Origin of the sequence: Vibrio sp. 10N.286.46.A8 (genome assembly GCF_041470165.1) — a bacterium.
Classification (GTDB): Bacteria; Pseudomonadota; Gammaproteobacteria; order Enterobacterales; family Vibrionaceae; genus Vibrio; species Vibrio tasmaniensis_A.
The window spans coordinates 1-13,080 of sequence record NZ_JBFRLX010000152.1; the positions used below are offsets into that span (position 1 = coordinate 1).

Genomic DNA, 13,080 nt, shown 5'->3' on the forward strand with positions numbered 1-13,080 from the left:
AGAGGCGGCCATTCTAGCTATTTAATTCTCAGTGTCAAACACTTATTCGGAATTAATTTCTACTTTTAAAAAGTAAAAGCGAATCATCGCTTAAAGCTAGTTGCCTTACTAACATTCTTCGCTGAAGCCTTATGGCGTCTGCCGTGTCAGTGAGGCGGCATTATAGAGATGCAGCTCTCATTGGCAAGCATTAAATACGTTTTTTATTTAAAAAAGAGGTTAAGTGAAGACATTTCAACCAAGGGCTTATTTATACAACTTTCAACCCAAGTTTCGAACAAACTACCCACAAGAACCTGTGGATAACTACTCACCATTATCAAAAAAGTAAGATAAACGAGCCCTAGGGTTTAGATATTCTCTAACTTGCTCCGGTAACTTGCTTGGATGAACTGCATTGACAATTTTTATCTCTTTAGTAAATAGGTCAATGATCGGGGCTTGGGTTCTTGGAACGCTAGGATCATAGATCAGTACGTTCGGATAAAGCATATGTTTGGCATTAACCGAAATCACGATTCCAATTGATTCATTGGAAAGCTGCACGACAGTACCCGGCGGATAGACTCCCATGAACTTAACCAATAGACTCAAATTATCCTGACTATATAGATGTTTGCAGTTCTTATATAAGTGGGACAATGCCAAGTATGGGATCATTTGTTGAGATTGCGCTTTACCATGACAAAGATTATCGAATGCGTTAGCCACTGAAACTATTTTGGTTAGTTCATCTATCTCTTCTTCTTTTAAGCCTTCAGGATAACCAGAGCCATCATTCATTTCATGATGTTGAACGATTACTTTTTTGGCACTTTCAGGAAAGTCATCAATTCCAGAGACAATATCAGCACCATATTTCGTATGAAGTTTTAGGTAATTCTCTTCCGGTGCTGTCAGCGTACTCTGCTTTCTAAGTATTGCAGCTGGTATTTTGATCTTTCCTACATCATGGAACAAAGCAGCAAAAGAAAGCGCTTTCAATTGTTGAGTATTGTAGCCTTTAGCTTTACCTATCATTAACGCAACGACAGAGACATTTAATGTATGAAAGTAAATGTCTTCAAAGTCAGCTTTAGCATTCATAAGATGTAAGGTAACGCTATCGTCACTTGCCAGTATTTCAACAATATCATCAACTAGACTTTTAACCTCTCCTACCGCATCTATAGGTCGGTTACGAATTTTTGTCATTACTGAACGCATTCGAGCAAGCGAGCGCTCGAACTCTTTCTCACAATGACTGACTCTACGACGGTAAGAGCTTAGGGTTTCGATACGTTCATGCTTATCTTTCCACATCCTTTCAGTTTCAAGGCTTATCTGTAGATCTGAATCGGCCCCTTTATCTATCTCGTGATTAGAAGGTAAAGGTGCAGTATCGCTTTGACTTAGATTTATATAGACATGCTTAATCCCAAGATGCCGAATTATTTTCACTTGAGCGTCATCTTTTATTTTGAAGCTGTTGAATAAAAATGGGTGTTCGTTCCATTTTAGGGGGAGTCGTATGTGTAGGCCGGGCTGGATGCGATCTACAGTAATCTTTATGCTGCCCATATTTATATAATATTGATTAATAATCTATATTTATAATTCTAATAAAACCACACGGGAATTTCACTATCCAATTTCACAGGTTCAACTTAAAGAATCACAATGCACCATCCAACGAATACCGAACTTATCTTCCACTTTACCAAATCTAGCGCCCCAAAACGTATCTGCGAGTGGCGTCATTATTCGCCCTCCTTGTTTAAGCTTCTCAAAAATTTTCTCTTGAGTCGCGGTATCCTCGGTAACCAAGGAAAGTGCCAGATTGTTCCCTTCAAGTTCTTTAGCTTTAACGCCATCAGACATCATGAGCTTCATACCAAATGCTTCGAACTCAGCGTGCATAACCCAACTAGGTTGTGCCCCCTCTATTACCTGAGGAGCATCACTAAAGAGTTGCTTCGATAAAACAACACCACCAAAGCATTTATGATAAAAATCTAACGCTTCACTACAACGACCATCAAAAAACAAGTAAGGGGTTACTGTCAGCATATGTTTCTCCTCTATTAGTCCTTTAAACATAGACAATAGACGTGAGAATGACAGATAACGTTCTGATTTAAGATAATTAATTTACTAAGGAATCGCATTACGAACGGAAACGGTAACATTTTGGAATGGCACAATAAGAACTGACTGATTGGACAGGCGTTCCTGCCGCTACTACGAAGGCAACGCTTTCTATTCTCCAGATATAACAAAGCCCCGACTTGAGTCGAGGCTTTGTTATTTAAATATGGTACCGGTAGGCGGACTTGAACCGCCACGCCCGAAAGCAACGGATTTTGAATCCGTCGTGTATACCAATTTCACCATACCGGCATTATCTTGGGGCGTTGCCCTGTCGATGTTTGGCATTATACGTATGCGAACTGATGTGGCAAGTATAAAAACTTGAATTCATGTGTGTTTGCCGATAATTTCGCCACTAAGTCATAAGCTGTGCGTCATGTCTCTTTTCAGGCCAAGCCTTAAACTATATTCTGACGCCTCAATTTTTAAAGAAGTAATAACACCATGACATCAACAAACACTCTGCCACCAGCTGGGGTAATGCGCCGATTTGGTGCCTTGTTCTATGACGCACTCATTGTAATCGCTATTGAAATGATGGCTGCCGGCATCATTGTTGCTCTACTGCACGCACTCATGGCTCTTGGTATTTTTAACCATAGCGGGTATGCCGATGTCAGTGACTTCTTGACTAATCATCCGATTTGGAGCCCTGCGTATACTTTTTACTTAGTCGTCGTTTGGGTTTACTTCTTTGTCTTCTTCTGGACCAGAGCAGGTCAAACTCTAGGGATGAGAGCTTGGAAGCTACGAGTTCAAAACAAAGATGGCTCTGCGATCACAATAACTCAAGCGCTAATACGTATAGGTACATCGGGGTTTGGACTTGCAAACTTATGTGTTCCATTCGACCCTCAGAAACGTGGCTTTCACGATATCTGGGCAAAAACCGAAGTCGTTGTGTTGCCAAAGGCACAATAACGCTATTAAGCGAACTTAAAGCAAGATCAAAAAAGGAAGGCTTAACGCCTTCCTTTATCATTTATAGTTTCCGTCTCAAGAGCATGATGGCAATTCCGAAGAACACCACGCTAGGGGCTATCGCACCAAAGGCAGGTGGTATTTGATACACCAAGCTGATTGGCCCAAAGAACTCGCTGGATATATAGAAAGTAAAGCCAGCAATTACACCAGAGAGAATCCTTGCACCCATGGTCACGCTACGTAGAGGACCAAAGATAAACGACAACGCCATCAACATCATGACCGCTATCGAAATAGGTTGAGTAATCTTCCTCCACAAAGCTAGCTCATAACGTGCAGCATCTTGCTCTGATGCTTTGAGATAAGAAACATAATCATACAAGCCACTTAACGAAAGCTCTTCCGGTTTCACCGTCACTATCGCGAGTTTGTCTGGAGCTAACGATGTTTCCCAAGAGAAAGTCGGTAAACTCTCTTTAGTGACCTGGATTTCATTCTCAAAAGAGGTGACCTCAACATCGCGCATTGTCCAAACGTTGTCTCCAACGTAATCGACTTCTTTTGAGTATATGGCCGTTTTCAGAGCCTTGTTCTCATCATAGCGCCACATGTTTAAACCATAGAGCTTATCATCGTCTATTTTAACAATGAAAATGAAGTCGTTGGCATCTCGAGCCCAAACACCGCTTTGAGTAGAAATAATACTACCACCAGCAACCGAGATGGTTCTTAAATCACGAGCCATCTTCTGCGCTTGCGGAGCTCCCCACTGCCCAAGTAATGTCACTATCACCATTAACGGAATCGCAGTCTTAAGTACCGATAAACCAATATCTAACTTAGAGAAACCCGCGGCTTGCATAACCACAAGTTCAGAACTCGCAGCAAGCATACCAAGCCCAATCAATGCACCAAGCAATGCCGCCATTGGGAAGAACATTTCGATATCACGAGGAATACTCAATAAAACGAAATACAACGCTTGTAATAGATCGTATGTACCACGACCTACCTTCCGCAATTGCTCAACGTACTTGATAATTCCAGAGAGACCGACAAACGTCACCAATACCAGTGACGTGGTCGCGATGATGGTTCTGCCTATATATAAATCGAGAATCTTAAACACGGCTTAAGCCAACCTCTTATTCTTGAATTTTTCTTTCAAACGCCTAACAGGCACACTATCCATAAAGTTGGCACCAATCGCGACAAACAATAATAATGCATTGATTGGCCACATGCCTATTGCAGCAGGAATGTCCCCTTCTTCAATTGAAGATTTGGTTGCACTGATTGCCAAGAAGTAAGTCAAATAAATCAGGATTGCCGGACCTATTTTTGCAAAACGACCTTGTCGTGGATTAACTGCTGACAGCGGTACAACGAGCATAGTCAACAATGGGATACACAACACCAGTGACATGCGCCACTGCAATTCAGCCTTGGCACGATTATCTTGATTTCCAATAAGATCAATAGTTGGAATCGCTTCCCACTCTCGACCTTTCTTCTCTACTTCACGCTGACCAATTAAGCCTTCATACTCTTCAAAGTGCGTCACTCTATAATCAAGGCGAGAAGGCACTCCTTCATGACGAGTACCATCGTACATCACAATAACTTGGCGGCCATCGCTCAATTCTTTTACGTCTCCCGACTTAGAGAACATCACACTAGGAAGCACTGAGTCACGAGGTCGCATTTGAGAAACGAACACATTGTCTAATTGATTACCATCGATACCCTCTATAAACACAACTGAAGAACCATCGGGAGTCCTTGCAAATTTGCCTTTGGGTAGTAAATCGACGCTGTTCTCTGCAGCCACTTCCTCATACATTTGTTCTACTTTATCTTGTGACCACGGAGACAGCCAAAAGGAGTTAAAAGCAGCGACAGTTGCGGTAATCAACGCCAGATAAAGTGCTGATTGGATGAGGAATTTATTGCCAATACCCGTAGCATTCATCACCACAATCTCACTTTCGGCATAAAGGCGGCCAAAAGTCAGCAAAATGCCAATATAGATACTAAGTGGAAGCATCAAGAGCCCCATCGCTGGCATATTTAGACCCACGATCGATAATACAAGGCTTGCTGGAATATCACCATCAGAGGCGTCGGCTAAAACACTGATGAACTTTTGGCTGAGAAACACGAGAAAGAGAACAAAAAATATCGCAAATTGGCTCTTGATTGTCTCTCGGATCAAATATCTAACAATAATCACGCTCAAATTACCTATACAAAACTTGTTTTTTTGATTGAATCACTATAATTTCCCGTTGAACCTTTTATTTTTTAAATTTTTAGCTAAGTGTTAACGTTCTTCTTTAAGGTCAGTTCCATTATAGGATCCAACAAGTAAGAACCCATTATCCAACATTTAGTTCGATTTGTCTTCAGGATGTAGGAGTACGCATGGAGTTCAGTGTAAAAAGTGGCAGCCCAGAGAAACAGCGCAGCGCATGTATCGTTGTCGGTGTATTCGAACCGCGCCGCCTTTCTCCAGTAGCCGAGCAGTTAGATAAGATTAGCGATGGCTATATTAGTTCACTGCTTCGTCGCGGTGATCTAGAGGGTAAACCTGGCCAGATGCTACTACTGCATCAAGTACCTGGTGTACTTTCAGAACGTGTTCTGCTTGTAGGCTGCGGTAAAGAACGTGAGCTAGGCGAGCGTCAATATAAAGAAATTATCCAAAAAACCATCAGCACACTAAACGAAACAGGTTCTATGGAAGCAGTATGTTTCCTGACTGAACTGCACGTTAAAGGTCGTGATACTTACTGGAAAGTTCGCCAAGCAGTAGAAGCGACTAAAGATGGCCTTTACACTTTTGATCAATTCAAGAGTAATAAACCAGAGACTCGTCGTCCACTACGTAAACTGGTATTCAACGTACCAACTCGTCGTGAATTGAGCCTTGGTGAGAAAGCAATCTCTCACGGTCTTGCGATTGCTTCAGGTGTGAAAGCGTCTAAAGATCTAGGCAACATGCCACCTAACATCGCAAATCCTGCTTACCTTGCTTCTCAAGCTCGTCGCTTGGCCGATGATTACGAGACAGTGAAAACTAAGATCATTGGCGAAGAAGAGATGGAAAAGCTGGGTATGACTTCATACTTAGCGGTAGGCCGTGGTTCTAAGAACGAATCTATGATGTCTATCATGGAATATAAAGGTGCTGCTGACCCAGATGCAAAACCGATTGTTCTAGTCGGTAAAGGTCTTACTTTCGATTCAGGCGGTATTTCGCTTAAGCCTGGTGAAGGTATGGATGAGATGAAGTACGACATGTGTGGTGCGGCTTCTGTATTCGGTACAATGAAGGCACTAGCTAAACTGAACCTACCAATTAATGTAGTTGGTATCCTAGCAGGTTGTGAAAACATGCCAGGCAGCAATGCTTACCGCCCAGGTGATATCCTAACGACCATGTCAGGCCAAACAGTTGAAGTGTTAAACACGGATGCTGAAGGTCGCTTGGTTCTATGTGATGCGCTTACTTACGTTGAACGCTTTGAACCAGACTGTGTTGTCGATGTAGCAACACTCACTGGCGCGTGTGTGATGGCGTTAGGTCACCACATCAGTGCTGTACTGTCTAATCACAACCCACTATCTCACGAGTTAGTGAATGCTTCTGAGCAAGCAAGTGACAGAGCATGGCGCATGCCAATGGCCGATGAATACCATGAGCAACTAACGAGTCCATTTGCAGATATGGCAAATATCGGTGGCCGACCTGCTGGTACAATCACAGCAGCATGTTTCTTATCTAAATTTGCTAAAAAGTACCACTGGGCACACATTGACAGTGCCGGCACAGCTTGGAAGTCAGGCGCAGCGAAAGGCTCGACAGGTCGTCCTGTCTCAATGCTTGTCCAATTCTTATTGAACCGCAGCGGCCATGAGACTGAAGAGCAATCTTCAAAATAATAGAAAGGGCCTACGGGCCCTTTTTTAATAAGCGTTATTTGCTAGCTCCTGTTGACCAAGTATGATTGGTTTCCACGATTCCAAGTTCGAGTATTCAGTATGCAGACTGCCACATTTTACATTGTGTCTTCAGACAGCCCACAAGCCGGCGAAGAGGGTTTTGCTCACTACGTGTTGTTTCTTGCTCAGCATTTTGCAAAACAAGGCGCTAAACTTTATCTCAACTGTAACGATAAAGTTCATGCTGAGCGTATCGCTGAAGTTTTTTGGCAGGTAGAGCCTACTGAATTTATCGCGCACAACTTGGTTGGCGAAGGTCCAAAATATTCAACGAATATTGAGATAGGCCATCAAGGAGTCAAACCTAATTGGAACCGCCAATTGGTAATAAATCTGGCCGATAATCATACAACCTTTGCGAACGCCTTTGCTCAGGTGATAGACTTCGTTCCTTGCGAAGAAAAAGCTAAGCAACTCGCTCGAGAAAGGTATAAAATTTACCGTCAGGCTGGATATCAGCTACAAACTATCGAGATTCAACATCCATAGTCAAACCTCATAGTTAAAGCTATCTTTGGATTTAGATTCAAGAAGCTTCACTTATGAAGTTTGACCACGATTAACCATTCACAGTATCCGTTATAAGAGCACTATGGAAAAGACATACAACCCAACATCAATCGAACAAGCTCTGTATAAGACTTGGGAAGAGAAAGGCTACTTTAAGCCACACGGTGACACATCAAAAGAAGCTTACAGCATCATGATCCCGCCACCGAACGTCACTGGTAGCCTACACATGGGTCACGCGTTCCAAGATACGATCATGGATACGCTTATCCGTGCTCAACGTATGAAAGGCAAAAACACGCTTTGGCAAGTGGGTACTGACCACGCTGGTATCGCAACTCAAATGGTTGTTGAGCGTAAGATCGCTGCTGAAGAAGGCAAAACAAAACACGACTACGGCCGTGAAGCTTTCATCGACAAGATCTGGGAATGGAAAGGCGAATCTGGTGGCACGATCACTCAACAACTTCGTCGTCTTGGTGCATCTGTAGACTGGGATCGTGAGCGATTCACTATGGATGACGGCCTATCAGCTGCGACTCAAGAAGTATTTGTTCGCCTATACGAAGAAGACCTAATCTATCGTGGTAAGCGTCTAGTAAACTGGGATCCTAAACTGCACACTGCAATTTCTGATCTTGAAGTTGAAAACAAAGACAAAAAAGGTTTCATGTGGCACTTCCGCTACCCACTAGCGAATGGTGTTAAAACCGCTGATGGCAAAGACTACATTGTCGTTGCAACTACACGTCCTGAAACCATGCTTGGTGATACAGGCGTTGCAGTTAACCCTGAAGATCCTCGCTACAAAGATCTTATCGGCAAAGAAATCCTGCTTCCTATCGTAAATCGTCTTATCCCTATCGTAGGTGATGAGCACGCTGACATGGATAAAGGCACGGGTTGTGTGAAAATCACGCCAGCTCATGACTTTAACGATTACGAAGTGGGCAAGCGCCATAGCCTACCAATGATCAACATCCTAACGTTCAACGGTGATATCCGTGATGCGGCTGAAATCTTCACAACGAACGGTGAAGAAAGCGATGTGTACTCAACAGAGCTTCCAGAAAAATACCAAGGTATGGAGCGCTTTGCAGCTCGTCGTGCAACGGTTGCTGAATTTGAAGAGCTAGGCCTACTTGAAGAAATCAAAGATCACGATCTAACCGTTCCTTACGGTGACCGTGGTGGTGTGGTTATCGAACCAATGCTGACGGACCAATGGTACGTGCGTACAGCGCCTCTTGCTGCTCCTGCTGTTAAAGCCGTTGAAGATGGTGAGATCCAATTCGTACCTAAGCAGTACGAAAACATGTACTTCGCGTGGATGCGTGACGTGCAAGACTGGTGTATCTCTCGTCAACTTTGGTGGGGCCACCGTATCCCAGCATGGTACGACAACGATGGTAAAGTTTACGTAGGTCGCACTGAAGAAGAAGTTCGTGAAAAGAACAACCTTTCACCGGTAATTGTTCTTAAGCAAGACAACGACGTTCTTGATACATGGTTCTCTTCTGCACTTTGGACGTTCGGCACACAAGGCTGGCCTGAAGATACTGAAGCAATGAAAACATTCCACCCATCAGAAGTACTAGTATCTGGTTTTGATATTATCTTCTTCTGGGTTGCTCGTATGATCATGATGACCATGCACTTCGTGAAAGACGAAGACGGCAAGGCTCAAGTACCTTTCAAAACAGTTTACATGACGGGCCTTATCCGTGATGAAAACGGCGACAAGATGTCTAAATCGAAAGGTAACGTACTTGACCCTATCGATATGATTGACGGCATCGGCCTTGAAGAGCTAGTAGAAAAGCGTTGTGGCAACATGATGCAACCTAAACTGGCTGCTAAGATCGAAAAAGCAACACGTAAGACTTTCGAAGATGGTATCGAACCATACGGTACTGATGCACTGCGTTTCACTCTTGCTGCTATGGCTTCAACTGGCCGTGACATCAACTGGGACATGAAGCGTCTTGAAGGTTACCGTAACTTCTGTAACAAGCTATGGAACGCAAGCCGTTACGTACTGATGAACACAGAAGAGCACGATTGTGGCATGTCACTGTCTGTTGAAGACCGTGCAAACATGGAATTCTCTCTAGCAGACAAGTGGATTGAATCTCAGTTTGAAGTTGCAGCGAAAGAATTTAACGCTCATCTAGACAACTACCGTCTAGACATGGCAGCAAACACGCTTTACGAATTCATCTGGAACCAATTCTGTGACTGGTACCTAGAGCTAACTAAACCTGTTCTTTGGAAGGGTACTGAAGCTCAACAACAAGCGACTCGTTACACGCTTATCACGCTTCTAGAGAAGACTCTGCGTCTTGCTCACCCTGTTCTTCCTTACATCACTGAATCTATCTGGCAAAGCGTTAAGCCGCTAGTAGACGGCGTTGAAGGCGAGACCATCATGACTCAAGCGCTTCCTCAGTTTAATGAAGCTAACTTCAATGCTGAGATCGTTGACGACATCGAATGGGTTAAAACTTTCATCACAGCTATCCGTAACCTACGTGCGGAATACGACATTGCACCAAGCCAAGGCTTAGAAGTAATGATCAAAGTCGCTGATGAGAAAGATGCAGCTCGTATCGAAGCAAATAAGATCGTTCTTACTTCTCTAGCTAAGCTAGACGATATTAAAGTTCTAGCAGACGGCGAAGCGACTCCAGCTTGTGCAACTAAACTTGTTGGCAAATCTGAGCTGATGATCCCAATGGCGGGTCTTATCGACAAAGATGCTGAGCTTGCTCGTCTAGATAAAGAAGTAGCGAAGACTCACGGTGAGATTAAGCGTATCGAAGGTAAGCTAGGTAACGAAGGTTTTGTTGCTAAAGCACCAGAAGCGGTTATCGCGAAAGAGCGTGAAAAGCTTGAAGGCTACCAAGAAACTCTGGTTAAGCTAGAAGAGCAAAAAGCGACAATCGCTGCATTGTAATTGGTAAATTAACCTACCAATTCAAGCATATAAAAAGGGCAGATTATTCTGCCCTTTTTTGATCTTGTTAGTTATTACTATTGAACTCTTTTCAGTAAATCAATACGCTCTGTTAACTCAGGATGAGTCCTTAACCAAGCTGGTAACTCAGTCAGATGGTCAGAACTTCCTTGCAACAATTCAAACATCTCACTCATTGGCTTGTTGGTACCATGTATCAGCCACATCGAGTCCTCAGCATACCTATCAGCTTCGCGTTCCGCTTGCTGTGACTGACCATTGTTAGCAACAAATACACCAATTCCCGCTAAGTTATCAATCACTCCGGAACTCTCTCCGGTCAACAATGCGACAGAGATCGAGAGCAAGCTCGAACGCACAATGCTTTTCATGACATGCTGATGCTCTAAATGCCCCAATTCATGAAACAAAATACCATCCAATTGCTGCTGGGTTTCCATGAGCTTTACCAAGTCATCGAGCACAATAATAGTGTTATGGCTTAACGCAAAAGCATTTACTCCTAAATCGGAAGAGCGAAATAGTAAACGAACCTTTCCATCAATACCAAGCTCTCTTAAATGTCCTTCAAATCGCTGCCGAATTTTGCCCTGACGAGACAGATCTAATTCAGACGGCTCAAATAATTGCTTGTCCAGAGAAACTAAAACTCGCTCTTCTACCATTTTTGAGACCGGTTCAGGAAGATAAGCGACGACACGCTCAGTAATCCACGGAATACCATGAGTAAATGTTCCAACCGTCAAGGAAAGTATGACTACGCTGCAGATTACGAGCACTAGTGCGTTCTTTTCTAACTTTCCGACCCAACCATACTGGTTATGCTGCTTTAAAAATGTCGTTAGTTCATCACAAGGTTGAGCGACAAAAAGCCAACCATCAGGAAAAGTAATTTTACTTGGCGTTGAACCAACACCAACACCAACACTGACCTCGACCCTCTCAAGCCTCGCAGATATACGTTGCTCTCCGACATAAAGTACCAACATACCATCCAATGAAGTATCAAGCTTTGCCTCGCAGCGTTCAGAGCTGCGAGGCGGGTGAGCTAATCCCAATAACATTAGCCAATACCGAGATCGACATCAAAAGCTTGCGCCACTTCATCAGCAACAGCTGACTTCACATTAGAGTCTTGATCGCTAGCAACTAATAACTCTATGTCACCGTAAACAAAGGTATTATTAGCAAGATAGTTCGTCGTTCTTACCATAACCCAAGGTCGAGCAAGACCAATAGTCACAACTTGAAGTAAGAAATTAGTTACCACTACGCTCACATAACCTTTAACGGTCAACGTCGATGCAAAGCTAAATTCAGACGCAGCCTCTGAGTCTTTTCCTTCTAGAACCAATCGAGAGAATGTGTAGTTGCGCACTTTTACTTTAAGGTACGCACCAATCGCAAGACCGATAGCAATAAAGACCAAGTAGTACCCGATCATAAAGGTAGCAATATCGCTATGACTCATGATCTCAGTAAATGATTCAAGGTTACTAACTAGGTTTACGCCAACAATAGCAACAAAGCTCACCAAAACTAGAGCCATCAGCGCCAACCAAATCAGTGTCGCGATAATATAGGTTTTAAAGTAAAACGCATTTTTGTAATCCGCTTTGAACTGGCGTTCGCCATAGCGATAACCATTAGAGAAATAGTTTGCAATGCCAACCAACGACCACGCTTGTAGGCATACATAAGCAGGTAATAACACCAACGTTGCTAGCACGCCTGCCACTATGTTCAGCTTCATTGCAAACACAACCACACCAATTGCTGCAACAAATCCTAGAGTCGCTAAAGTACCGCGCCCTAGAATCGCCCAATACGCGCCTGCAATTGTTCCATTAAATGAAAAATGTACATTACGAAAGCTGGTCATCGCTGAATCAAAGCGAGCATTGCTACGAGACAATAAAGGTAACAGTAGTACAAATGCGACTATTAGCCCTAAAGACAACAAAGGTGAAACTTGTTCAGAAACAAACCAAATCACTACACAAACGACCGCAATAATACGCCCTTTTAGGATCTGCATTGGTTGCCCATGATATTCAAAGCTATCACCTGCGATCGACGTATGGCCGTAGAAATACCGCTTATTACGTACTTTTGCCCACGCCGAATAAATACCGAACGTGATCACTGATAGTAGAATGTTAACAATCCATATTCCAAAGTACTCTTTCCCTTTTCCACTAAAGAGAACCTTAGTTTCCAACTCTTTGTTTTCCATTTTAACTCCATCTGACGTTTATCATTAAACCATGTGCATCTTAGTGCTCATTGAGAGAATGCACGCTATAGAAACACGCCATGTTAATCAATAATTTGAGTGGATAAATCAAAGGGAGTTATCATAAACTTTACAAATACTAACAAAGGGTTGAATAACTCTTACTAAGGTATTTGTCACCATACAATTGCACTTAACTAGGGGTAATGTTATCTCTAGAATTCTTTAATAGCTTTTGCCTATCAAAACAATCTTAACTTCCCATTAGATTTAATGATAATAATTCTCAATAATAGTT

10 protein-coding genes and 1 tRNA gene are annotated in these 13,080 nt (G+C 43.0%); 4 read left to right on the forward strand and 7 right to left on the reverse strand.

The genetic code is table 11. The features are described from left to right. Positions 1-306 precede the first annotated feature (306 nt). The 3 genes from AB4232_RS15040 to AB4232_RS15050 all read right to left on the reverse strand — a co-directional run bounded on the left by AB4232_RS15040 (position 307) and on the right by AB4232_RS15050 (position 2,379). Positions 307-1,560, reverse strand: a complete 1,254-nt coding sequence (locus tag AB4232_RS15040; protein WP_009847713.1) for an HD-GYP domain-containing protein — start codon at positions 1,558-1,560, stop codon at positions 307-309. A gap of 81 nt (positions 1,561-1,641) precedes the next feature. Then, entirely contained in the window at positions 1,642-2,049 is a 408-nt protein-coding gene (locus tag AB4232_RS15045) for a VOC family protein (protein ID WP_029223884.1), read from the reverse strand. Between the two features lie 245 nt (positions 2,050-2,294). Further along, positions 2,295-2,379, reverse strand: a tRNA-Leu gene (locus tag AB4232_RS15050). Positions 2,380-2,574: 195 nt separating this feature from the next. On the opposite strand from AB4232_RS15050, the gene AB4232_RS15055 reads away from it, so the two are divergent. Beyond that, positions 2,575-3,051, forward strand: coding sequence for an RDD family protein (locus AB4232_RS15055; RefSeq protein ID WP_269335793.1), 477 nt, complete (start codon positions 2,575-2,577; stop codon positions 3,049-3,051). A gap of 61 nt (positions 3,052-3,112) precedes the next feature. Here the strand turns inward: AB4232_RS15055 and lptG are convergent, their stop codons facing one another. Then, positions 3,113-4,183, reverse strand: a complete 1,071-nt coding sequence (gene lptG / locus AB4232_RS15060; RefSeq protein WP_012604850.1) for an LPS export ABC transporter permease LptG — start codon at positions 4,181-4,183, stop codon at positions 3,113-3,115. A gap of 3 nt (positions 4,184-4,186) precedes the next feature. Further along, positions 4,187-5,287 (reverse strand): LPS export ABC transporter permease LptF, encoded by a 1,101-nt coding sequence (gene lptF / locus AB4232_RS15065; RefSeq protein WP_009847716.1) that lies wholly within the window; start codon positions 5,285-5,287, stop codon positions 4,187-4,189. A gap of 191 nt (positions 5,288-5,478) precedes the next feature. Here lptF and pepA point away from each other — a divergent pair, with 191 nt between their 5' ends. From pepA to AB4232_RS15080, 3 genes are all read left to right on the forward strand, one after another. Next, entirely contained in the window at positions 5,479-6,999 is a 1,521-nt protein-coding gene (gene pepA, locus AB4232_RS15070) for a leucyl aminopeptidase (protein ID WP_017097529.1), read from the forward strand. A 99-nt stretch (positions 7,000-7,098) separates the two neighbouring features. Further along, entirely contained in the window at positions 7,099-7,548 is a 450-nt protein-coding gene (locus tag AB4232_RS15075; protein ID WP_009847719.1) for a DNA polymerase III subunit chi, read from the forward strand. A 103-nt stretch (positions 7,549-7,651) separates the two neighbouring features. Then, positions 7,652-10,525, forward strand: a complete 2,874-nt coding sequence (locus AB4232_RS15080) for a valine--tRNA ligase (RefSeq protein WP_372087444.1) — start codon at positions 7,652-7,654, stop codon at positions 10,523-10,525. A gap of 77 nt (positions 10,526-10,602) precedes the next feature. On the opposite strand, the gene AB4232_RS15085 is transcribed toward AB4232_RS15080, so the two are convergent. Then, positions 10,603-11,610: a M48 family metallopeptidase gene (locus tag AB4232_RS15085; protein ID WP_372087445.1), complete on the reverse strand. Its 1,008-nt coding sequence runs from the start codon at positions 11,608-11,610 to the stop codon at positions 10,603-10,605. Then, complete coding sequence (locus AB4232_RS15090) at positions 11,610-12,782, reverse strand: YjgN family protein (protein WP_372087446.1); 1,173 nt, start codon at positions 12,780-12,782, stop codon at positions 11,610-11,612. Before AB4232_RS15090 ends, AB4232_RS15085 begins: the two co-directional genes overlap by 1 nt. Positions 12,783-13,080 lie beyond the last annotated feature (298 nt).